This is a genomic window from Methylobacterium bullatum, assembly GCF_014845095.1.
GTDB lineage: Bacteria > Pseudomonadota > Alphaproteobacteria > Rhizobiales > Beijerinckiaceae > Methylobacterium > Methylobacterium bullatum.
Map to the genome: position 1 here is coordinate 1 of NZ_NKUG01000071.1, position 22,105 is coordinate 22,105.

The 22,105-nt window shown below is 70.0% G+C and carries 20 protein-coding genes; 12 read left to right on the forward strand and 8 right to left on the reverse strand.

Features of this window, described 5'->3' with window-relative positions:
- Positions 1-329, forward strand: a 329-nt coding sequence (gene mntR / locus MBTS_RS10825) for a manganese-binding transcriptional regulator MntR (protein WP_192215608.1), incomplete at its 5' end; no start/stop codon positions are given.
- A gap of 116 nt (positions 330-445) precedes the next feature.
- On the opposite strand, the gene MBTS_RS10830 is transcribed toward mntR, so the two are convergent.
- The 4 genes from MBTS_RS10830 to MBTS_RS10845 form a co-directional block, all read right to left on the reverse strand.
- Entirely contained in the window at positions 446-1,042 is a 597-nt protein-coding gene (locus MBTS_RS10830) for a hypothetical protein (protein WP_147833146.1), read from the reverse strand.
- A 455-nt stretch (positions 1,043-1,497) separates the two neighbouring features.
- A complete protein-coding gene (locus MBTS_RS10835; protein WP_192215609.1) occupies positions 1,498-2,799 on the reverse strand; it encodes a type III PLP-dependent enzyme in 1,302 nt (433 codons plus the stop codon).
- Complete coding sequence (locus MBTS_RS10840) at positions 2,792-4,282, reverse strand: AMP-binding protein (RefSeq protein ID WP_192215610.1); 1,491 nt, start codon at positions 4,280-4,282, stop codon at positions 2,792-2,794. Before MBTS_RS10840 ends, MBTS_RS10835 begins: the two co-directional genes overlap by 8 nt.
- Before the next feature lie 54 nt (positions 4,283-4,336).
- Complete coding sequence (locus tag MBTS_RS10845; RefSeq protein ID WP_238254079.1) at positions 4,337-4,606, reverse strand: acyl carrier protein; 270 nt, start codon at positions 4,604-4,606, stop codon at positions 4,337-4,339.
- 274 nt (positions 4,607-4,880) lie between these two features.
- On the opposite strand from MBTS_RS10845, the gene aqpZ reads away from it, so the two are divergent.
- Positions 4,881-5,621 (forward strand): aquaporin Z, encoded by a 741-nt coding sequence (gene aqpZ / locus MBTS_RS10850; RefSeq protein WP_192215611.1) that lies wholly within the window; start codon positions 4,881-4,883, stop codon positions 5,619-5,621.
- Positions 5,622-6,096: 475 nt separating this feature from the next.
- Here the strand turns inward: aqpZ and MBTS_RS10855 are convergent, their stop codons facing one another.
- Both MBTS_RS10855 and sseA read right to left on the reverse strand, forming a co-directional pair.
- Positions 6,097-6,930, reverse strand: a complete 834-nt coding sequence (locus MBTS_RS10855; protein ID WP_192215612.1) for an urease accessory protein UreD — start codon at positions 6,928-6,930, stop codon at positions 6,097-6,099.
- A 55-nt stretch (positions 6,931-6,985) separates the two neighbouring features.
- Positions 6,986-7,834 (reverse strand): 3-mercaptopyruvate sulfurtransferase, encoded by an 849-nt coding sequence (gene sseA, locus MBTS_RS10860; RefSeq protein WP_056141496.1) that lies wholly within the window; start codon positions 7,832-7,834, stop codon positions 6,986-6,988.
- Positions 7,835-8,020: 186 nt separating this feature from the next.
- Here sseA and MBTS_RS10865 point away from each other — a divergent pair, with 186 nt between their 5' ends.
- The 6 genes from MBTS_RS10865 to yciA all read left to right on the forward strand — a co-directional run bounded on the left by MBTS_RS10865 (position 8,021) and on the right by yciA (position 11,818).
- Entirely contained in the window at positions 8,021-8,263 is a 243-nt protein-coding gene (locus MBTS_RS10865) for a hypothetical protein (protein ID WP_027174009.1), read from the forward strand.
- Between the two features lie 2 nt (positions 8,264-8,265).
- Complete coding sequence (locus MBTS_RS10870) at positions 8,266-8,619, forward strand: hypothetical protein (protein WP_056141493.1); 354 nt, start codon at positions 8,266-8,268, stop codon at positions 8,617-8,619.
- Between the two features lie 290 nt (positions 8,620-8,909).
- Entirely contained in the window at positions 8,910-10,403 is a 1,494-nt protein-coding gene (locus MBTS_RS10875; RefSeq protein WP_192215613.1) for a DEAD/DEAH box helicase, read from the forward strand.
- A 164-nt stretch (positions 10,404-10,567) separates the two neighbouring features.
- A complete protein-coding gene (locus MBTS_RS10880; RefSeq protein WP_018043081.1) occupies positions 10,568-10,753 on the forward strand; it encodes a YegP family protein in 186 nt (61 codons plus the stop codon).
- 179 nt (positions 10,754-10,932) lie between these two features.
- Positions 10,933-11,232, forward strand: coding sequence for a hypothetical protein (locus tag MBTS_RS10885; RefSeq protein ID WP_147833543.1), 300 nt, complete (start codon positions 10,933-10,935; stop codon positions 11,230-11,232).
- 172 nt (positions 11,233-11,404) lie between these two features.
- Positions 11,405-11,818 (forward strand): acyl-CoA thioester hydrolase YciA, encoded by a 414-nt coding sequence (gene yciA, locus MBTS_RS10890; protein ID WP_018043079.1) that lies wholly within the window; start codon positions 11,405-11,407, stop codon positions 11,816-11,818.
- An 18-nt stretch (positions 11,819-11,836) separates the two neighbouring features.
- Here the strand turns inward: yciA and MBTS_RS10895 are convergent, their stop codons facing one another.
- The gene (locus tag MBTS_RS10895; protein ID WP_056141488.1) at positions 11,837-12,985 is read right to left on the reverse strand and encodes a zinc-binding metallopeptidase family protein; all 1,149 of its coding nucleotides are present in this window, start codon (positions 12,983-12,985) and stop codon (positions 11,837-11,839) included.
- A gap of 372 nt (positions 12,986-13,357) precedes the next feature.
- Between MBTS_RS10895 and MBTS_RS10900 the strand changes: the two genes are divergently transcribed.
- The 3 genes from MBTS_RS10900 to MBTS_RS10910 are packed head-to-tail and all read left to right on the forward strand — an operon-like array spanning position 13,358 to position 20,081.
- On the forward strand, positions 13,358-16,627 hold the full coding sequence (locus MBTS_RS10900) for a transglutaminase family protein (protein WP_147833298.1): 3,270 nt from the start codon (positions 13,358-13,360) through the stop codon (positions 16,625-16,627).
- The gene (locus tag MBTS_RS10905) at positions 16,624-19,167 is read left to right on the forward strand and encodes a circularly permuted type 2 ATP-grasp protein (RefSeq protein ID WP_192215614.1); all 2,544 of its coding nucleotides are present in this window, start codon (positions 16,624-16,626) and stop codon (positions 19,165-19,167) included. Before MBTS_RS10900 ends, MBTS_RS10905 begins: the two co-directional genes overlap by 4 nt.
- Positions 19,164-20,081, forward strand: coding sequence for a transglutaminase family protein (locus MBTS_RS10910; RefSeq protein ID WP_192215615.1), 918 nt, complete (start codon positions 19,164-19,166; stop codon positions 20,079-20,081). Before MBTS_RS10905 ends, MBTS_RS10910 begins: the two co-directional genes overlap by 4 nt.
- 250 nt (positions 20,082-20,331) lie before the next feature.
- Here the strand turns inward: MBTS_RS10910 and nikR are convergent, their stop codons facing one another.
- Positions 20,332-20,850 (reverse strand): nickel-responsive transcriptional regulator NikR, encoded by a 519-nt coding sequence (nikR, locus tag MBTS_RS10915; protein ID WP_210245967.1) that lies wholly within the window; start codon positions 20,848-20,850, stop codon positions 20,332-20,334.
- 102 nt (positions 20,851-20,952) lie between these two features.
- On the opposite strand from nikR, the gene MBTS_RS10920 reads away from it, so the two are divergent.
- A complete protein-coding gene (locus tag MBTS_RS10920; protein ID WP_192215616.1) occupies positions 20,953-21,969 on the forward strand; it encodes an ABC transporter substrate-binding protein in 1,017 nt (338 codons plus the stop codon).
- Positions 21,970-22,105: the final 136 nt, after the last annotated feature.

A 22,105-nucleotide genomic window follows, 5' to 3' on the forward strand; every position in this document is an offset into this window, starting at 1 on the left:
TCGCCGATCTGATCGGCGATGGCGGCGAGGCGCGGCAGGTGGATATCGCCGCGCGCCTGGGCGTCGCCCAGCCCACCGTCGCCAAGATGCTCAAGCGCCTCGCCGAGGACGGCCTCGTGCAGCAGCGGCCCTATCGCGGCGTGTTCCTCACCGAGAGCGGGCGCATGCTCGCGGCCCAGAGCCGCGAGCGCCATCGCATCGTCGAGCACTTCCTCTGCGCCCTTGGCGTCAGCGCCGAGACCGCGCGGCGCGACGCGGAGGGGATCGAGCATCACGTCAGCGCCGAGACCCTCGAGGCGTTTCGCGACTTCACGGAGCGCAAGGGCTGAGCGGAACGAGGCCCTGAGCAGGTGCGCGTTGGCACGCCAACGCTTCAGGCGGCTTGGCTCCTCGATGTGTCGCAGGTTTCTATCGCAGAACCGCGGACCACTTCCGCGAAACCCGCTCAGGGTTTTCGCGCCGAGACATGCCGCGTCGAACGGCTCGACGGCAGCGACAAGGTCGTCTCGCGTTCGCGCGAGGGACGGGCGAGCCCGCCGATGTCCCCCCATCCGCCCAATCCGGTCGACCTCGTAAGGAGCGGGGATGCCTGGATGACGCCATCCGCGACGGAGAGGTGGCCGGTGGCGACGCCGCGGATCATCTCGGGGGCGTGTTGCCGGGCGGCGATGCCGTAGAGGGATATGCCCTTGCTGCCGGGAGCCAGGAGCGTGCCGAGGGCGCCCTCCGGCGGGTCACCGGCGAGACGCGTGATCCCCCTGCCGGAATCGAGCACGGCCGCCGCCGCCTCGATCTCGCCGAACGCCAGGAGCTTGCCGGCGCGGGTGATGCGCACCTCGTAGCCGTATCCGTCCCGGTCCCGATACAGGCGGGTCAGGCCGAGCTGAAGCGATTCGCAGATCATCTGGACGTGGTCGCGCGCATAGTCGTCGCTCGTCATGACGGTCGAGAAGACCTCCGGGCCCATCTGCGTGCTGGCCACGATGTGCTTGAGAAACTCGAGCTTGGTCGATTTCTGCCTGACGGCGAGACCCCGTCTCAATCGGTCACCTCCCGCATCGCGTCCGAACGCCGCGGATTCTAACGCGGCGAGGGTTTCCGTTCCGTTGCGAAACTCGGTGGCTCTCGGCGGATCGGCATGCCGATGCCAGCCTGCTTCGGTCATGTTCGAATCGATTCCTCAACGGATGCCGATGCCCACGTGGATCATCCAATCAGACCACCTCATCCTGAGGCGCCCGCGTCAGCGGGCCTCGAAGGAGGCCTCCAGAACCCGGCGCGCGAACTGGCCCCCTCCTTCGAGGCCTCCGCTTCGCTGCGGCGCCTCAGGATGAGGATTCTGCCGGGATGAGAATGGCTTGACGAGGCCGAAGTTCGCCTTCTCCCACCCGACCACCTCAGGATGAGGTAAGCCACTGGAGATACAATTCAAAATGGATTTTGGGCGATGCCGTGGCTCGTCAGGAGCCGGCTGTCCCATGAAGGCTTGCCGCGTCGTCAGTCCGCCGGCCGCCGCGCCGCGCCGCATTCGCGCGCCCTGCCCTCGTCCACAAGGAGTTCCGCCGGTGGCGGATGGCTGAGAAAGCCGGTGGGGCTCGCCGTCAGCCCGTAGGCGCCCGATTGCAGGACGGCCACGAGGTCGCCCGCCGTGAGGTCCGGCAGCGGCGTGGTGCGGGCCAACATGTCGAGGGGCGTGCAGAGCGGGCCGACCACGGCGCAGGGCGAACGCGGGCCGCCGCGATCCACCACGCTCGTCACGGGGTAATCGCGTTTGACCACCTGACCGAGATTGCCGGACGCCGCGAGATGGTGGTGCATGCCGCCATCGGTGATGACGAAGCGGCTGCCCCGCGAGACCTTCACCGCCCTCACCCGCGCCACGTAAAGGCCCGCCGGCCCGGCGAGGAACCGTCCGGGTTCGAGCACGATCCGCGCCTCCCTGAGGCGGGGATCCGACGTCACACGGGCGATGAGCGCCGGCATTCCGTCGCGGATGGCGTCGAGGTCGAGGGCGGCGTCGGTGGAGAAATAGGGGATGCCGAGGCCGCCGCCGAGGTCGATCGTCTCCAGCGGGCGGGCGACCCGGTCGGCCACCCGCTCCGCCAGGGAGAGACCGTAGGCCCATTGCGACAGGAGGGTCGCGGCGACGAGCCCTTGCGTCCCGGCGAAGAGGTGGATGCCGGAGAGATGCAGGCGCGGCTCGGCCTCCACCGCATCGACGACGGCCTCGAGTTCCTCCTCGTCGAAGCCGAAGGGCGAGGGCTTGCCGCCCATCCGCATGGCGCCTCCCTGTGCGTCGGGCCCCGGATTGATCCGGATCGCCACCCGCTGGACGGTGCCGTGGCGCTCCGCGGCCTCGGCCACGCGCCTCATCTCCTCCCCGTTCTCCAGATGGATCTCGCCGATCCCGCCGGCGACCGTCGCCTCGATGTCGGCGTCGCTCTTGCCCGGCCCGGCGAACAGGATGTGGCGCGGATCGACACCGGCCGCCCAGGACGCGGCGAATTCCGCAGCCGATGCGATCTCGGCCCCCGCCCCCTCGTCACGGAAGACGCGGATGATCGCGGGGGCCGGGTTGGCCTTCACCGAGTAATCCACCACCGCGAAGCCGGCGACCGCCCCCGCGAGGTCGCGATAGGCGCGGCGCAAGAGGGCGGCGTCGTAGACGAAGAACGGCGTGCCGTGGGTCTCGGCGAGGCCGCGAAGATCGAGGCCGCCCACATGGAGCACGCCGTCGCGTCGCGAAAAGTTGGCGGAGACGAGGCGGTCCGCGAGGCTGTCGCCGATCGGGTCAGACATAGCTCGTCCGTTCCGCCACGAGGCGCTTGTAATCGACCTTGCCGTTGGGCGTCGTGGGCAGGGCCGGGACGGTCTCGACGGCGCGCGGAACCATGTGCGGAGGCAGCGTCCGCCGCACGGCCTGCAGCACCTCGTCCGGAGCGGGGCCGCTCCCGGCCGGCACGGCGACGGCGTGGATGCGCTGCCCGAGGCCGGGATCGGCCAGACCGATCACCGCCACCGCCCGGAACGCGCCGGTCTCCATCAGCGCCTCCTCCACCTCGGTGGGGCTCACGCGGAAGCCGGCGCTCTTGATCATCGCGTCCTCGCGGCCGAGGAAGCGGAAATAGCCGCCCTCGTCCTCCACCACGAGGTCGCCGGAGCGGCAGACGAGGGTGCCGTCCTGCGGGAAACGCGGGTCCGGCACCAGGACGCGGGCCGTATCCTCCGGCCGGTTCCAGTAGCCGAGGGACACGGTGGGGCCGCGATGGTGGAGGATGCCGGGCTCGCCGGGCCGGGTCCGCCGCCCGTCGGCGTCCACGGCGAAGATCTCGGTCTCGGGGATGGCGCGGCCCATGGAGCCTGGCCGCACGTCGATCTCGCCCGGAGGCAGGTAGGTGGAGCGGAAAGCCTCGGTGAGGCCGTACATCAGCACGATATCGGTGTGCGGGAGCGCCCTGCGCAGGCGCGCCACGGTCTCCTGCGGCACCGCGCCGCCCGAATTGGTGAGGATGCGCAAACACGACAGATCCGCCTTGCCGAGCCTCGGCGCCGCGCGGGTCAGCAGGGTCCAGAGGGTCGGGACACCGGCCAGAACCGTGATCCGGTGATGTTCGACGGCACGCACCACCTCGTCGCCGAAGCGGAACTCGAGGAGGACGAGGCAGGCGCCCTGCTCGACGCTCGTGAGGAGCTGGTTGAGGCCGTAATCGAACGAGAACGGAAGGACGGAGAGGATGCGGTCCTCGAGCGCGATCGCGAGATAGCTGCGCACGATCCGCGTGCCGGCCAGGAGATTGGCGTGGCTGAGCATCACGCCCTTCGGCAGCCCGGTGGAGCCGGACGTGTAGAGGATCGCCGCGAGGCCGGGCGGCGGAGCGGTGACGGTGTCGGGGGCGAGCCTGACGATCAGCGGGTGTGCGAGCCCTCCCCCCTCTGCGGGGGGAGGGTAGAGGGTGGCGTCGGTGACGAGGAACCGTGCCCCGCAATCGGCCAGGATATGCCGGACCTGACGCGGGCGCAGGCTCGGATGGATCGGCACGACGACCGCCCCGACCCGGCTGATGGCAAAGATGGCCACGCATTCGGCGATGGATTTCGGAAGTAGGATCGCGATCCGGTCGCCGGGTTCGGCGCCGTCCTCGCGCAGCCTCCGAGCCAGCCGCTCGACCTCGGCCCGCAACCCGCCATAGCTCAGCCGTTCGTCGCCGGAGACCAGGGCGATCCGCTCGGACGCGCAGGCCGGACCGTCGAGGAGATCGGGTAGCAGGGCGGGCGCCGGCATGGGGCTAAGCGGGTTCGGCAAAAGGGGTCACCGGTTTTGCGTCCTCGGACCCGCTCAGGGTTGCGCCCCGACCCGCTTGGCCTCGACGAAGGCGGCCAGGGCGTCGACGCTCTCGAAATGCGCGAGCGCGAAGGCGTCCTCCTCGATTTCGAAGCCGAACCGGTCGCCGAGCTCCATCATCAGGTCGAGCACGCCGATGGAATCGAGGGCATCGCTGGTGACGAGGGAGGTCGATCCGGTCACCGCACCCGGCGCGAGGCCGGGATTGCGACCGGCGATGAAGGCGAGGATCGCCTCGCGCGCGGCGGCATGTGTCTCGACCACGTTCCGGTCCCCCATCGGCCGTCCCGTCGGCCGTCGCCGCCCATAGCGATGTCGGCCGGGCAAGTCCATGAGCCCCTCCCCGAAGCGGCCTTCGGGCGGTAAGCAACCTGCACAATAACGGCGTCGCCCATCGGCCGGTCCGATCGGATACGCCCAATGAGCGATTGCCAGGGGGCGTGGCGAAATCTAGGTTCTGCGCGTCAAGACCAAGGATAAAGCCGATTCTCGTGGTGTGAATACATGAGAATTCCTCCTGCATTCGAGCGGGGCTGCCATGACACATGACACGATCCGGCGATCGACGGCCGAGTTTTTCGGGACGTTCTGGCTGACCTTCGGAGGCTGCGGCGCGGCCATCGTCTCCGCATCCTACCCCGCCCTCGGCATCGGCTTTCTCGGCGTGGCCCTCGCCTTCGGGCTCACGGTGCTGACCATGGCCTATGCGGTGGGGCATATCTCGGGTGGCCATTTCAACCCGGCCGTCACCCTCGGCCTGTGGTCGGCCGGACGCTGCGCCGACCATCACGTGGTCCCCTACATCGTGGCGCAGGTCGTCGGAGCGGTGTTCGGCGCGGGCGTGCTCTACCTCGTCGCCTCCGGCAAGGCCGGATGGGTGCCGGGCGGTTTCGCCTCGAACGGCTACGGCGAGCTCAGCCCGGGCAAGTACGGATTGCTCTCCTGCTTCCTGGTGGAGGCCCTCGCGACCTTCTTCTTCCTGTTCATCATCATCGGAACGACGTCGAAGGGCGCGGCCACCGGGTTCGCCGGCATTCCCATCGGCTTCGCCCTGGTCCTGATCCACCTGATCTCGATTCCGATCACCAACACCTCCGTCAACCCGGCGCGCAGCAGCGGCCCGGCCCTGTTCGCGGGCGCGGAGGCCATGGGGCAGCTCTGGCTGTTCTGGCTGGCGCCGATCCTCGGTGCGGTCACGGCGGGCGCCATGGCGCGCTGGCTCTACGAGCCGGACACGCTGATCGAGACCACGATCGTGGAGAAGCGGTCGGCGGCGTGAGGTTCGACCGGCCGAGCGGTTGGGCCGTCGGGGCCGAGGTCCGCCCTCTCCCACCCGACGACCTCATCCCGGGGCGCCGTGAAGCGGCCTCCATGACCCGGAGTGCCCGCTGGAGCCCTCCTTCGAGGCCTTCGCTTCGCTCCGGCGCCTCAGGATGAGGATTCTGGTGGGATGAGAAGGGGTTGACCGGGGCCGACACTTCCCTCTTCCCACCCATCCACCTCATCCTGAGGTGCCCGCGCCAGCGGGCCTCGAAGGAGGCCTCCATGACCCGGAGTGCCCGCTGGAGCCCTCCTTCGAGGCCTCCGCTTCGCTCCGGCGCCTCAGGATGAGGATTCTGGTGGGATGAGAATAGGTTGACCGGGGCCGACATTTTCCTCTTCCCACCCATCCACCTCATCCTGAGGTGCCCGCGCCAGCGGGCCTCGAAGGAGGCCTCCAGAACCTGGAGCGCGAACGGGAAGCTCCCTCCCCTCTAACTCTGCCAGACCCGCGGCATCGGCATGCCCCGGTAAGCCACGAGGAGGCGCGCGGCCGTCGCCCGCAGGGCGTCGGGGGCGGCGCTCAGGAATCGGGCAACGAGGTGCCCGTTCCAGGCACTGGCGGCGACGTCGACCCCCGGTGACGCGAGCGCGTCCACGTGGCTGCGGAACGCCTCCAGCCGCGCCTCGGCATCGGGCGAGACGTCGAGGAGTGTCGCCATGGCCCGGGCGCCGCCGCCGAGGGCGGTCCGCTCCAGCAGGGCCGTGATCGGACCGTCGAAGGCGAGGGATTCGGCATAGGCCAGACGCCCGCCCCGGCGGATGCACCACGCATCCCGGAACAGGCCGGAATCCAGGCGCTCGTGCCGGGCGGTGCGCCCGAAGACGACGGCCTCGAAAGCGAGCAGCCGCGCATCCGGGGCGAGATCGGCCTCGAACCGCCGCTCCAGCCGCGCCCGGTCGAACAGGATGGTCTCCTGCGGCAGCCAGTCGAGGCGTGCCCCCTCGGCGAGCACCGCCCGCGTGCCCACATGGCTCGACGGTCCGTCGGATTTGTAGATCTTCTCGGCGGCGGTGGTGGTGAGGACGAGATGGGCGCCCGGGCCGATCTCCGCCTCGACCCGGAACCCGTCGCCGCAGGCGATGCCGCCCGCCGTGTTCAAGAGGACCGCCTCGCAGGCCCCCGCGGCGTGGCGCGGAAGCCGCAGGCGAAGCGGCCCGGCCTCGGAGAGGTCGGCCACATGCGTGCCGATCCCGTGGCGGACGACGCGCACGCGGACGCGCCCGTCGGAACGCTGCCGCGCCGGCGCCGCATCGGGGGACGGCACGGCGATACTTAATCCATCATGGGCCACGCGCGTGCGGGCTCGGTCGTTCGCCGCCTCAGGCCGGTCCCGTGGCGACGGGCCGCGCGGGGTCGACGCCCCATTCGGACCAGGAGCCGTCATAGAGCGCGCGGGGGGGATGACCGAGGGTATCGAGGGCCAGCGCGACGATGGCCGCCGTCACGCCCGAGCCGCAGGTGGTGACCACGGGGCGGGCCGGATCGACGCCGGCATCGGCGAAGACCTTGCGCAGGGCATCCGCGTCCTTCAACCGGCCGTCGGCCTGGAGCGCGGAATAATGGACGTTGCGCGCGCCCGGCATGTGGCCGGGGCGCACGCCGGGGCGCGGCTCGGCCTCCTCGCCGCGAAAACGCGGGGCGGAGCGGGCATCGACCACCTGGGCCGAGCCGGTCTCGAGGGCGCGGGCGACGTCGGCGGCATCGGCCACGGCCCCGTGGTCGAGGCGCGCGGAGAAATGGCGCCGGTCGCGGCGGGGGCCGTCGCCATCCTCGGTGGGACCGCCGGCGGCGAGCCAGGCCGGAAAGCCGCCCTCCAGGATCTGCACGTCGCGCACGCCGAAGGTGCGCAGCATCCACCAGACGCGGGGCGCGGAGAACAGGCCCATCCCGTCATAGACGACGATGTGCATGCCGTCGCCGATGCCGAGCTCGCGCATGCGCGAGGCGAAGACCTCCGGCCGGGGCAGCATGTGCGGCAGGGGCGAGGTCTCGTCGCTCATGGCGTCGATGTCGAAGCGGATCGCGCCGGGGATGTGGGCGGCCTCGTATTCGGCTGCGGCATCGCGCCCCTGGGCGGGCAGGTACCACGACGCATCGAGCACGATGATGCCCGGCGCGCCGAGACGCTCCTTGAGCCAGCCGGTCGTGACGAAATGCGAAGGCGCCATGTCTGCTCTGTCCGATCATAAGGAGGTCGACGCCACTCAACCACATCCGCCCCCGGCTTGCACAGTCGCAGGCTCGCCGGGGCGGCACCTTGCGCACGCCCCATCTTGCACAGGCGCCACGTTGAGGCGAAAGCTCCCCGCAATGACCAGCCATCGCCACAGACGTCATCCGGAGGCCGCCCGATCGTGACTCCGCGCGAGACGTTCCACATCGAGATCCTCGGCTCCGACGACGAGGGCGAGGACCGCGTGCGCCAGCGCCTGTCGATCCGTGCCAGCGGGGCGGAGAGCGCCACGGAGCGCGCGCTCCTCCTGTTCGCGCGGGCACGGGCGCCGCAGCGCTCCGGCGGACCGGCCGAGGCGGTGCGCGTCATCGACGGGGCCGGGACGGAGGTGTTCCACCGGACCCGCTTCGACGAGACCGCCTGACCATGCGCCTCCTCGCGGCCCTCGGCGCGATGCTGCTGTTCGCCGGCCTGTTCGTGCGCAGCTACACCGTGCCTCCGGCTCCCGACCGGCGGGGCGGCACCACCCTGGCCCTGGCCTATCCCAACCGCGCCCTGTTCGGCAGCCCGCGCGGCGATTGCGTCGGCACGCCCCCGGACGAGGTGGTCATCGCCTGCCTGATCGGCTCCGTATCCCGGTTCCGCGCCGAATCGATGCCCCTCGTCCAGCTCCCCTTCTGCGGCACCTGCTACGGCCTGTCCCAGAGCATCGCCGCCCTCGGCCGCGACGAGACGGCGGTCCGGGCCAAGCTCGATCAGATGGCGCGATACGGGTGGTAACCCCCGCGCCCGGCGAATGGCTCGGGCACCACGTTGACTTCGCAGGCGCGAAAGCGCATATCGCAGTCGCAGCGTCAGCGGCCGTGACAGGTTCGCTTGAGAGGGCTGCGTGACGGATCGCCGATTGCGCGTCAGCGCGGCCCAAGCGACCTGAGCCCCTCTCTTCAACGTGCATGCACCCGGATCGCCCCATCACGCGGGCGGCCTCCAGCTCAACGGACCAGCCCCTTCGACAAGACGGCCATCGTTTCGGTGGTGTCCGGCCGGTCCCGCTGCCTGAAAGTCTACCCTTGACCCAATTCACCGATTTCGGCCTCGCAGAGCCCGTTCTGCGCGCCCTGGATGAGGCCGGCTACAAGACCCCGACCCCGATCCAGGCCCAGGCCCTCCGCCCCGCCATGGAAGGCCGCGACCTCTGCGGCATCGCCCAGACCGGCACCGGCAAGACCGCGGCCTTCGCGCTGCCGATCCTGCATCGCCTCGCCCAGAACCCGCGCAAGGCCATCCGCCGCGGCTGCCGCGTGCTGGTGCTCTCGCCCACCCGCGAGCTCGCCAACCAGATCGCCGAGAGCTTTTCCGACTATGGGAAATACCTGTCGTTCACCAACACCGTGGTGTTCGGCGGCGTCACCATCTCCCGTCAGGAGAAGGCGCTCGCCAACGGCGTCGACATCCTCGTCGCCACGCCGGGCCGCCTCATGGACCTCATCGAGCGCCGCTCGCTGACCCTCGAAGCCGTCGAGATCCTCGTCCTCGACGAGGCCGACCAGATGCTCGACCTCGGCTTCATCCACGCCCTCAAGCGCATCGTGAAGATGCTGCCGAAGGAGCGCCAGAGCCTGTTCTTCTCGGCCACCATGCCGAAGAACATCGCGGGCCTCGCCGACCAGTATCTCCGCGACCCGGTGCAGGTCGCCGTCACCCCCGTGGCGACCACCGCCGAGCGCGTCACCCAGGAAGTCATCTTCGCCCATACCGGCGCGAAGCAGGCCCTGCTCAACCACATCCTGCGCGACCCGAAGATCGAGCGCGTGCTCGTCTTCACGCGGACCAAGCACGGCGCCGACCGCGTCGTGCGCGGCCTGGAGAAGGTCGGGATCAACGCCTCCGCCATCCACGGCAACAAGTCCCAGCCGCAGCGTGAGCGGGCTCTCGCCGCGTTCAAGGACGGGTCCTGCCGGGTGCTGGTCGCCACCGACATCGCCGCCCGCGGCATCGATGTCGAGGCGGTGAGCCACGTCATCAACTACGACCTGCCCAACGTGCCCGAGAGCTACGTCCACCGCATCGGCCGCACCGCGCGCGCCGGGGCGAACGGGCTCGCCATCTCGTTCTGCAACGACGAGGAGAAGGCCTACCTGCGGGATATCGAGCGCACCACGCGCCAGAAGATCCCCGTCGGCGCCTTCCCCGAAGGCTTCAACCCGCCGACCCGCCAGGAGGCCGCCGAGGCCGCCCAGGCCGAGGAGCGCCGTCCGGCGCCCCAGGGCCAGCGTCCCGGCCAGCGCCAGGGCCAGCGTCCCGGCGGCGGTCGTCCCGGCGCCGGTGCCCGTCCGGGCGGCGGTCGCGGTGGCCAGCCCGCCGGGCAGGCCCGGTCCGGCCGTCCCCAGGAAGGCCGCGGCGATCGTCCGTCGGAAGGACAGGGCCGCGGCCCCCGTCCCGACCAGCGCGGCGACAACCGCGCTCCGCGCCAGGGCGAGCGCCCGCGCAGCGGCGGCGCCGGCAGCAATGCCGGCGGCGAAGGCCGTGCCATCGGCTGGCTCGATCGCTTCCCGCGTTCCTGATCTCACTTAACGTTGCGATGGTCGGGTTCGCCCGGCCCGACGCCGCCCCGGATCGTCCGGGGCGGCGTTGTCGTGTCCGGGCTCGCTGCCGGGACGGGATTGCCGACGGGCGATTCCGCGCCATCTGACCCTATGGCGGTCATCGCCGCGAGGGAGGCGTGGACATGCGTTTCGAACTCTACCGGGATTCGGGTGGCGAGTGGCGCTGGCGCCTCCGTGTCACCAACGGCAACGTCATCGCCGATTCGGCCGAGGGTTATGCCCGCCGGGAAGATTGCGAGCACGGCATCACCCTGGTGAAGGGCTCGGCCGAGGCCAGCGTGGTCGACATGACGCTGAAGATCGCCTGACCCGTCCACCCGGCCCCGCTCGGGCGAAGGCCGTTCGCCACAAGGCTAACCGTTAAGCTTGCCGGCAGGGGGCATGAAACGGTTTGCCGATTCCGTGAGTTCGGCTGACGGCCAAGCATGCATTCCCGCGCGTGCCGTCGTATCATCACCGTCGTTCGATCATCTGAGGAGTCATGAACGTGTTGAGGAAACTCCTTCTGGCCGCATTGCTGGCCCTGGGCTTCGCCGCCCTGGCCCCCCAGGGCGCTTCGGCCGCGCCCATCGGCCCGGTTTCCGCACTTCAGAGCGAGGCCGCACCGGCCGTCGTCGAGAAGGCGCAGTATTACTACCGCCGGCCGTATTACCGTCGCCCGTTCTACGGTCGCCCCTATTACGCCCGCCCGTATTACCGTCGTCCGTACTTCGCGCCGCGTCCGTTCTACCGTCGCCCGTACTACGCCCCGCGCCGGTTCTACGGCCCGCGTCGCTTCTACTACTGAGTCGGCCACGCCGGCCGGTTTCGAGGCCCGGTCGTCCCCTTCGGGACGACCGGGCTTTTTCTTGACCTGACGCCACCTCTCGGCCGATGCAGGAGGCCAAGCCGCGCCTCGGACGAACCAAGGCCGCGCCTCGGACGAACCAAGGCCGGCGGCGATCAGGGTGGAGACCGCAATGGGCGAGACCAGCGATCCGCGTGGGGACCTCACGGTGCGCACCATCGCGATGCCGGCCGACACCAACGCCAATGGCGACATCTTCGGCGGCTGGGTGATGTCGCAGATGGACCAGGCCGGGGGCATCGCCGGCGTCGATCAGGCGCAGGGCCGCGTGGTCACCGTGGCCGTCGATGCGATGACCTTCATCCGCCCGGTGCGGGTGGGCGACGTGCTCTGCGTCTATACCCGGGTGGAGAGTGTCGGCCGCACCTCCATGAAGATCCAGGTCGAGGCCTGGGCCCGGCGCTTCCGCACCAAGCTGCGCGAGAAGGTGACCGAGGCAACCTTCACCTTCGTGGCCATCGACGACGACGGTCGCCCGCGCCGGCTTCCCAAGCCGGAGCCGGAGAGTTCTTCGCCGGAGCCGTGAGGACCTGAGAGGCGGGCATCAAACGTTCGGAGGGGCCACGCGCTGGCGCAGGCCGGTGATGACGGCCTTCAGGACGTCGGAATCGACCTGGTGCCCCGTGGCCGAACGGACGGCGTCGACCCGGTCGTGGACGAAGGCGAGCTTGGCGATGACGGCCGGGGTCAGCTTGAAGGGATAGAGCGCGGGCTGCCCCATGCTCCGGCTGAGGGAATTCACCGCGTAGGTCAGCGGCAGCCAGACCGAGACCAGCCGGTCGAGGTCGGGGGACTGGTATGGATCGAAATCGATCACCACGGCCTCCGGCGCGCTGCTGCGCAGGCGCGGCCGCAGGTGGAGCTCGAAGGCGCTCGCCGTCTCCACCGTGTCGACGATGTGGAGGTAATGCGCCCAGGTCTCGGCGAAATCCTCCCACGGGTGGCTGGTGGCGTAGGCGCTGACGTAGGATTCCTGCCAGTCCGGCGGCGCGCCCTGGGCATAGTAGCGCTGCAGGGCCATGCCGTAGCTGGCGCGCTCGTCTCCGAACAGGTCGCGGAACGCCCAGATGCTCGGGTCGTAGCGGACGAGGACGTTCCAGAAATAATGCCCGATCTCGTGGCGGAAATGCCCGAGAAGCGTGCGGTAATACTCGCCGAACAGCATCCGCCGGCGCTCGCGCTCGACGTCGTCGGCCTCGGCGATGTTGAGGGTGATGAGGCCGCTGCGATGCCCGGTGAGGACGGGCGGGCCGACGCTGTAGCTCTCGGCCGGATCCACCAGGAAATCGAAGGCGAGGCCCGTGGCCGGGTTCTCCTCCCGCGTCATCAGGGGCAGGTCCAGGCGCAGGAGCGAGTAGAACAACCGGTGCTTGGCCGCCTCGATCTGGCGCCAGCGGGTGAGGTTCCAGTCGAGGGTCAGGTCCGGGACAACGCGGTTGTGCCGGCAGGAGGTACAGTAGCGGTCCGCGCTGTCCTCCGGCACCAGCCAGTTGCACGCGTGGTAATCGGCATTCGCGCAGAAGCGGTACTTTTGGGCCGGGTCGGCATAGGCGTGCCAGACCGAACCGGAGGGTTCGAGGGCCGACATCTCATGCGACTGGCAGACATAGCCGAGCCGCCGCTGGCAGCTGTCGCATTCCGTGCTCTCGAAGCTCACCGGCTGGTCGCAGGCCTGGCACTGAAAGACCTTCATCGGGCGGCCGCGCCCGCCGGACGGACGCCGCGGAGGGCGAGCGGGAGCGCGTCGCGGCGGCGTCCCGCGCCACGATGCACGGAATTTGCTTCACGCCCGGCGACGGGCCGCATCGCCACGCCGTATGTCTGAACTGCCAGGGCCAAGATCCTCACGCGATGAACGTCTTCGCCTTCCACCACCCGGTCGGGCAACGTCGCTGTAGACTAGCACCGAATTCGACTGCCGTCGGCGCTGTTCCCGGCCTATGGTCATTCGGCCTCGAAACGCCGATGACAGCCGGGATGCGCTTCGGCGATGCGCTCCGGCTTCCCGCCGCCGGCGCGCGTTCATCGCGCGCCCGGCACCACGTCTGAACCAGCGGGAGTCCCCGTGTCCATCAAAGCCGCCCTCCACCACGTCACCCACTACAAATACGATCGGCCGATCCAGCTCGGACCGCAGGTGATCCGCCTGCGCCCCGCGCCGCATACGCGCTCGTCCGTGCCGGCCTATTCCTTGAAGATCCTGCCGGAGAACCACTTCATCAACTGGCAGCAGGACCCGAACGGGAACTGGCTCGCCCGGCTGGTCTTCCCCGAGCGGACCACCGAGCTGAAGATCGAGGTCGATCTGATCGCCGAGATGGCGGTGATCAACCCGTTCGACTTCTTCGTGGAGGACTACGCCCAGACCCGCCCCTTCGCCTACGAGAGCGACCTCACGGCGGAGCTGAAGCCCTATCTCGTCACCGACGACGCCACGGGACCGGAGATCGACGCGCTGCTCGAGCGGCTGCCCGAACAGCCCAACACCGTGCTCTTCCTCGTGGCCCTCAACGCCATGATCGCCTCCGAGGTGACCTACGGCGTGCGCATGGAGCCGGGCGTCCAGACGCCGGCCGAGACGCTGACCCTGAAGAGCGGCTCCTGCCGCGACTCCGCCTGGCTCCTGGTCCAGGTGCTGCGCCGCATCGGTCTCGCAGCACGGTTCGTCTCCGGCTACCTGATCCAGCTCATTCCCGACACGACGGCGGTGGACGGCCCGGCCGGCACCTCCACCGACTTCACCGACCTGCACGCCTGGGCCGAGGTCTACCTGCCGGGCGCCGGCTGGATCGGCCTCGACGCCACCTCCGGTCTCCTCTGCGGCGAGGGCCACATCCCGCTCGCCGCCACCCCGCACTACCAGTCGGCCGCGCCGATCTCGGGCCTCGCCGAACCCGCCGAAGTGGAGTTCGGCTTCGAGATGACGGTGACCCGCGTGGCCGAGGCGCCGCGCATCACCAAGCCCTTCTCCGAAGAGGTCTGGGCCAAGATGGATGCCCTGGGCGAGCGGATCGACGTCGATCTCGCCGAGCAGGACGTCCGCCTGACCATGGGCGGCGAGCCGACCTTCGTCTCCATCGACGATTTCGAATCGGCCGAGTGGAACGCCGCCGCCGTGGGGCCGACCAAGCGCGGCCTCGCCGACAAGCTGATCCGGCGCCTGCGCACCCGCTTCGGGCCGGGCGGCATGCTGCATTACGGCCAGGGCAAGTGGTATCCGGGCGAGAGCCTGCCGCGCTGGGCCTTCGCCCTGTACTGGCGCCGGGACGGCAAGCCGATCTGGAGCAATCCGGACCTCGTCGCCAAGGAGGACGGCCCGCGTGACGCCACCTCCAGCAAGGCGAAGGCGCTGATCGACGGCGTCGCCAAGCGCCTTGGCCTCGAAACCTACGTGTTCCCCGCCTTCGAGGACCCGATCTACTGGGAGGAGAAGCGGGAGGAGCTGCCGATCAACGTCACCACCTCGGACGCCAAGTTCCCGAACCCGGAGACCAATGCCCGCATCGCGCGGGTGTTCGACCGCGGCCTAGGCGAGGCCGCCGGTTATGCCCTCCCCCTGGCGAGCCTGCCGCTCGGCAAGGACGATCCCGACGACCGCCGCTGGATCTCGGAACCCTGGCAGTTCCGCCGCACCCACGCCTTCCTGACGCCGGGCGATTCACCGGTGGGGTATCGCCTCCCCCTGAGCTCGCTGCCCTTCGTTCCGCCGGAGCACTACCCCTACTACCAGCCCCAGGATCCGCTTGAGGAGCGGGGCGCCCTCCCCGAGGGTCATCCCGGCACGAAGACCGAGAACGGATCGGGCGTCACCGGCGTCGCCGTGCGCACGGCCCTCGCCGTCGAGCCGCGGGACGGGGTGCTGCGGGTGTTCATGCCGCCGCTGCAGCGGGTGGACGAGTATCTCGAACTCATCGGCCATCTCGAGGCCGTCGCCGCCGAGCTGAAGCAGCCCCTGCATATCGAGGGCTACGAGCCGCCGTTCGATCCGCGCCTGAACGTCATCAAGGTCACGCCCGATCCGGGCGTCATCGAGGTCAACGTGCATCCCGCCACCTCCTGGCGCGAGGCCGTGACCATCACGAGCGAGCTCTACGAGGATGCCCGCCAGATCCGCCTGGGCGCGCAGAAGTTCATGACCGACGGCCGCCATACCGGCACCGGCGGCGGCAACCACGTGGTGCTGGGCGGCGCGACGCCCAACGATTCGCCGTTCCTGCGCCGGCCCGACCTGCTGAAGAGCCTCGTGCTCTACTGGCAGCGCCACCCCTCGCTCTCCTACCTGTTCGCCGGCCTCTATATCGGCCCGACGAGCCAGGCGCCGCGCATGGACGAGGCCCGGCACGACGGGCTCTACGAGCTCGAGATCGCCATGGCGCAGGTGCCCAAACCCGACGAGCCCAACATCCCGCGCTGGCTGGTGGACCGGATCTTCCGCAACATCCTCGTGGACGTCACCGGCAACACCCACCGCTCCGAGATCTGCATCGACAAGCTCTACTCGCCGGACGGCCCCACCGGCCGCCTCGGCCTCTTGGAGTTCCGCTCCTTCGAGATGCCGCCGGACCCGCGCATGAGTCTGGCCCAGCAACTCCTGCTGCGGGCCATCGTCGCCTGGGCCTGGCGCGAACCCCAGGAAGGCGGCTGTGTCCGTTGGGGCACGGGCCTGCACGATCGCTTCATGCTGCCCCACTTCCTCTGGACGGACTTCCTCGGCGTGCTGGAAGACCTCCGCCAAGCCGGTTACGACTTCGACCCGGCGGCGTTCCAGGCGCAGTACGAGTTCCGCTTCCCCGTCTTCGGCACGGTGGAGCAGGGCGGCGTCAAGCTGGAACTGCGGCAGGCACTGGAGCCCTGGCACGTGCTGGGCGAAGAGGGGACGATCGGTGGAACGGTGCGGTACGTGGACAGCTCGGTGGAGCGTCTGCAGGTCAAGGTCGAGGGCTTCGTGCCCGGCCGCCACATCATCAGCTGCAACGGCCGGCGCCTTCCGATGACGAGCACCGGCACGGTGGGCGAAGCGGTGGCGGGCCTGCGCTTCAAGGCGTGGCAGCCGGCCTCCTCGATGCATCCGACGATCCCCGCGCATTCGCCTCTCACCATCGACATCCTCGATGCGTGGAGCGGACGCTCGATCGGCGGCTGCCGCTACCATGTCAGCCATCCCGGCGGGCGCAACTACGAGACCTTCCCGGTGAACACCTACGAGGCCGAGGGGCGCCGTCTCGCGCGCTTCCAGGCCCACGGCCACACCCCCGGCAAGGTCGAGATGCCGGTCGAGGAGATCAGCCGCGAGTTCCCGCTCACCCTCGATCTCAGAACGCCAGCACCCCGATGACCCAAATGGCCGAGGCGCAAGCCGGAGGAACGGCGTCGCATGTCGCGCGCTGGACCTCGGACTACCGGCCTCGGCCCGGAATCCCGGACGAGTTCGCGGGGCCGGACGGGCCTCGCGAAGGCGTTTCCGAAGGGCCTTGCAAAGGGGCCTGGCCACGCCTGCTCGACCGCCTCGGCGCCCTCAGCGGCGCCGAGATCACCGCCCGCTTCGCCTCGGCCGAGCGGCACATCCGCGATACCGGCATCTCGTATCGGATCTACGGCGACCAGCGCGAGCATGCCTGGCCGCTCAGTTCCCTGCCCCTGGTGATCGAGGGTGCCGAATGGCGCGCCCTCAGCGCCGGCATCGTCCAGCGGGCCGGGCTGATGGAATCCATCGTCTCGGACATCTACGGCCCCGGCCGGATGGTGTCGGAAGGGGTGCTGCCGGCCGCCCTGGTGGCCGGTGCGCCGGAATTCCTGCGCCCGCTCTCGGGGGTGACGCCGCCGGGCGGGCGCTGGCTCAAGCTCTATGCCGCCGATATCGGCCGGGGGCCGGACGGGCGCTGGCGGGTGCTCGCCGACAGGACCCAGGCGCCCTCCGGCCCCGGCTACGCGCTGGAGAACCGGATGGTGCTGACCCGCGCCTTCCCGGACCTCTATGCCGACCTTCATGTCGAGCGCCTCGCCCCGTTCTTCCAGGCGTTTCGCGACGGGCTGGTCATGGGCGCGCAGCGCAGCGACCCGCGCATCGGCCTGCTGACGTCCGGCCCCTTGAGCTCGACCTATGTGGAGCAGGCGGCGCTGGCGCGCTATCTCGGCCTGCTGCTGGTGGAGGGCGACGACCTCGTGATGCAGGACGGGGTGCTGCACGTGCGCACCGTCTCGGGCCTCAAGCGCATCGACGCCCTGTGGCGGCGCATCGATTCCGACTATCTCGACCCGCTCGAACTCAACCCGGCCTCGCGCCTCGGCGTGTCCGGCGTGCTGGAGGCCCTGCGCGACGGCAGCCTCGTCGTCGGCAACATGCCGGGTTCCGGCATCCTGGAATCGGGGGCGCTCGGGGCCTATCTGCCGCGCATCGCACGCTACTTCCTCGGCACCGACCTCAGCCTCCAGGGGCCGAAGAGCTGGTGGTGCGGCGATCCCGAATCCCTGGCCCATGTGCGCGACAACCTCGAACGGCTGGACCTGCGGCCGGTGGCGACCCCGACCAAGGGCATGGGGCGCGACGCCATCCTCGGGCCGCACGCCATCGTCGCCGAGCGCGAGCGCGTGGTGGCCGCCCTGCGCGACCGTCCGTTCGACTACGTGGCGCAGGAGCACGCCCCCCTCTCCACCATGCCGGGCTGGGAGCCCGGCCCCGACGGGATGCGCCTCGTGCCCCGCCCCTTCGTGCTGCGCGTCTTCGCGGCGGCGACGCCCGACGGCTGGCGGGTGATGCCCGGCGGCTTCTGCCGCATTTCCGAGCGGCCCGACGTGAACCCGATCGAGATGCGGGCCGGGATCAAGTCGGCGGATGTGTGGGTGCTCTCGGACGGCCCGGTGGAGCCCGTCTCGCTGATGCATCCGGGCGCCCCGCGCGTGCGCCGCATCGCCGGCCACCTGCCGTCGCGGGCGGCCGACAACCTGTTCTGGTTCGGCCGCTACGTGGAGCGGGCGGAGGCGGTGATCCGCCTCGTCATCGCCCATCTCGGCAGCGTCGGGAACGCGGTGATCGCCGACATGGCCGGCACCGAGAGCGCGCCCACCGCTCTCCGCATCCGCGCCCTGCTGGACGAATGGGGCGCCATCGAAGCGCCCGACCTGCCGACGGCGAAACTCGCGCAGGAGGCCCTGAGCGGGCGGGCGACCTACGGGTCTGCCCTGTCGCACAGCCTGTCGGCGCGCCACAACGCGGCCTCCCTGCGCGAGCGGCTGTCGAGCGAGGCCTGGCGCGCCCTGGCCGATCTGAAGGACCTCCTCGACCTCGACGAGGCCAGGGACCTGGCCGAGGCCGAACTCCTCGGGCTGGCGGAGCGGGCGCTCGGCCACATCGCCGCCCTGGCGGGGCTGGCGCAGGAGAACATGAACCGCACGGCGGGCTGGCACTTCGTCGATCTCGGCCGCCGGATCGAGCGGGCGATCAACACCTGCTCCTTCGCCGCCCGTTTCGCGGGGGACGAGGCGACGGCCGAGGATCTCGGCGTCATGCTGTCCCTCTGCGATTCGCACGTCTCCTTCGGCGCGCGCTACATGCAGGGCGTGGCCATCGACCCGGTCCGCGACATGGTGCTCCTCGATCCGTTCAACCCGCGCTCCGTCGCCTTCCAGATCGAGGCGATCTGCCGCCATCTCGCCGACCTGCCGGCGCTGCGCGTCGACGGCCTGCCCGAGTCGCACCGGCGCCTCGCCCAGAAGCTCGCCGCCGAATTCACCACGGCCGAGGCGTCGGAACTCGACGGCGCGGCCCTGGCCCGCCTAGAAAACACCTTCGAGGGCCTCGCCGACGCGATCGTCACCCGCTACTTCCCCAACGGACCGCATGCCATGCGGCCGGAAAAGCTGGTGGGGCTCGCGTGATCTATACGCTGCGCCACCTCACCACCTACCGCTACGGCAAGCCCGTCCGCTACGCCCGCTGCGCCCTCAGGCTGCAGCCGCGCGACGGAGAGGGGCAGAGCGTCCTGTCGAGCGAGTTGACGATCTCGCCGACGCCGCGGACCCGCACCGTGCGGCGCGACTATTTCGGCCTCGACGTGGTGACCTTCCTGATCGACTCCCCGCATAGCGAGTTGCGGGTGGAAGCCCTCTCGCGGGTCGAGGTGAAGCGTCCGCCGCTGCCGGAGCCGGAATCCGGCATGCCCTGGGAGAATGTGCGCGACACGGCGATCTCCGGCCGCTCGATGGCGCCCGACGCCCCCGTGCATTTCGTGTTCCCGAGCGTCAGGGTTCCCCTCGACCCGGACGTGACCGACTATGCGCGGGCCAGTTTCACCCCCGGCCGGAGCGCCTATGGCGGCGCCGTCGACCTGATGCGGCGCATCCGCACCGACTTCACCTTCGACGCCAAGGCGACCACCGTCCACACGCCGCTGGCCGAGGCCTTCGCCCTCAGGGCGGGGGTGTGCCAGGATTTCGCGCATATCATGATCGCCGGCCTGCGCGGACTCGGCCTGCCCGCCGCCTATGTCAGCGGCTACATCCGCACCATCCCGCCCGCCGGCCGGCCGCGCCTGCGGGGTGCCGATGCCAGCCATGCCTGGGTCTCGGTCTGGTGCGGGGATGGCTGGATCGGCCTCGATCCCACCAACAACATCGGCGCCTGCGACGACCACATCGTTGTGGCGCGGGGCCGCGACTACACCGACGTCTCGCCCATCGACGGCATCGTCTCCTCCTCCGGCCCGCAGAAGCTCAAGGTCGAGGTGGACGTGATCCCCGACGGCGAGGCGATGCCGGAGGCGGCGGGCGAGCCGGAGGCCGAAACGGCCTGAATCCGGGCCTCGAAGGAGAGGTCCACTTCGCGCTCCGAGTTCTGGAGGCCTCCTTCGAGGCCGCTTCGCGGCGCCTCAGGATGAGGTGGTCGGGTTAGGAGAAGGCAAACCTCGGCCCCGGCAACCAATTCTCATCCCACCAGACTCCTCATCCTGAGGTGCTGCAGCGAAGCGAAGGCCTCGAAGGAGGCATCCAGATCACACAACGCTGCTGGAAGCCTCCGTCGAGGCGGTACCGTCGGGCGAAGCCTCAGCCGCCCCCCTCCCCCTGGAACGGATGGATGGGCGGGATCAGGGCGGCGGCGAGTTCCAGCCGGCCGGAGATGACGCCGCGCTCGGTGATCATCGTGTCGGCGATGGTCTGCAGCGTCGCCGCCGGCCCCTGGACCAGGACCACTTCGAGGGTCTGGTTGTTCATCAGGTGGACGTGGAGCGAGGAGATCACCTCCGCGATGTAGCGCCGCTGCAGGTCGGCTAGGCGCTGCTGCACGCCGGGCGCGAGATGGTCGTAGAACAGCGTGATCGTGCCCACCATCACCCGGTCGCCGACCTTGTGCCGGTGCTCCACGAGCGAGCGGTGGAGGATCGTCGCCACCGCCTGGGAGCGGCTGGCGAAGCCTCGCTCCCCCACCATGGTGTCGAGTTCGCAGAGCAGGTCCTCGGACAGCGACAGGCTGATCCGGCTCACCGGCTTGCGCCGCCCGCCCGCGCCCTCCTCCGGGACCGCCCCGTCATCGGCACCCATCTCGGTCTCGTCGCCACCGGCCATCGGGCCTCTCCTCCATGCCGGGCCGAACCTGGCACGTCTCTTGTATGGGTGAAACGCAATCGGTATTACGATTTCCAGCGATCGTACTACGCGGTTCGGAGAATGCAGATGCACCTTTCCACGATCCTGACCGCCGGACGCAAGGCCATCACGGGCTGCGCCCTCGCCCTGGGCCTCCTCACGGCCTCCGCCTCCATCCCCGTGGCGCACGCCGCCGAGGCCCTGCGCATCGGCTACAGCGACTGGCCCGGCTGGGTGGCCTGGCAGGTCGCCATCGAGAAGGGCTGGCTGAAGGAAGCCGGTGTCGACGCGAAGTTCGAGTGGTTCGACTACTCGGCCTCCATGGACGCGTTCTCCGCCGGCAAGCTCGACGCCGTCACCTGCACCAACGGCGATGCCCTGGTGATGGGCGGCAACGGCGCCAAGAACGTCATGATCATGCTCACGGATTACTCCAACGGCAACGACATGATCGTCGGCAAGCCCGGCGTGAAGGCACTGGCCGACCTCAAGGGCAAGAAAGTCGGCCTCGAAGTCGGCCTCGTGGAGCATCTCCTCCTCATCAACGGCCTGACCAAGCTCGGCCTCAAGGAGACGGACGTCACCCTGGTCAACGCCAAGACCAACGAGACCCCGCAGGTGCTCGCCTCCGGCGACGTCTCGGCCATCGGCGCCTGGCAGCCCGTCGCCGGGCAGGCGATGAAGGGCGCGGCCGGCGCCAAGCCGCTCTATACCTCCGCCGACGAGCCGGGCCTGATCTACGACGTGGTCACCGTCTCGCCGGCCAGCCTGTCGGGCCGCCGGGCCGAGTGGATCAAGTTCGTCGGCGTCTGGAACAAGGTCGTCGCCTATATCCAGGACCCGAAGACGCAACCCGACGCCGTGACGATCATGGCGGCCAAGGTCGGCATCGACGCGCCCACCTTCACCCGCTTCCTCAAGGGCACCAAGCTCCTCACCCTGGCCGAGGGCGCCAAGGTGATGAAGGATGCCGACGGGTTCGGCTCCCTCTACGGCTCCAGCCGCTACGCCGACGCCTTCAACGTCAAGTACGAGGTCTACAAGACCGCCCAGGACGTGAAGAGCTACATCGACCCCGCGCTGACCGACGGCAAATGAGCGCGGAGATGCGCCAGGGCGCGGAGCGCACGTCCCCTCCCCCTTGTGGGGAGGGGACAGGGGTGGGGGTGGCTCCGCCAGCCTGCGCAGGCCGAGGGCCACCCAATCACCCCCACCTCCAACTCCTCCCCACAAG

Coding starts and splice junctions, on each gene's coding strand:
- MBTS_RS10835 (WP_192215609.1), bottom strand. CDS start 2,799: ATGTCTGACCCGATCGGCGACAGCCTCGCGGACCGCCTCGTCTCCGCC.
- MBTS_RS10840 (WP_192215610.1), bottom strand. CDS start 4,282: ATGCCGGCGCCCGCCCTGCTACCCGATCTCCTCGACGGTCCGGCCTGC.
- aqpZ (WP_192215611.1), top strand. CDS start 4,881: ATGACACATGACACGATCCGGCGATCGACGGCCGAGTTTTTCGGGACG.
- sseA (WP_056141496.1), bottom strand. CDS start 7,834: ATGGCGCCTTCGCATTTCGTCACGACCGGCTGGCTCAAGGAGCGTCTC.
- MBTS_RS10870 (WP_056141493.1), top strand. CDS start 8,266: ATGCGCCTCCTCGCGGCCCTCGGCGCGATGCTGCTGTTCGCCGGCCTG.
- MBTS_RS10880 (WP_018043081.1), top strand. CDS start 10,568: ATGCGTTTCGAACTCTACCGGGATTCGGGTGGCGAGTGGCGCTGGCGC.
- yciA (WP_018043079.1), top strand. CDS start 11,405: ATGGGCGAGACCAGCGATCCGCGTGGGGACCTCACGGTGCGCACCATC.
- MBTS_RS10895 (WP_056141488.1), bottom strand. CDS start 12,985: ATGAAGGTCTTTCAGTGCCAGGCCTGCGACCAGCCGGTGAGCTTCGAG.
- MBTS_RS10905 (WP_192215614.1), top strand. CDS start 16,624: ATGACCCAAATGGCCGAGGCGCAAGCCGGAGGAACGGCGTCGCATGTC.
- nikR (WP_210245967.1), bottom strand. CDS start 20,850: ATGGCCGGTGGCGACGAGACCGAGATGGGTGCCGATGACGGGGCGGTC.
- MBTS_RS10920 (WP_192215616.1), top strand. CDS start 20,953: ATGCAGATGCACCTTTCCACGATCCTGACCGCCGGACGCAAGGCCATC.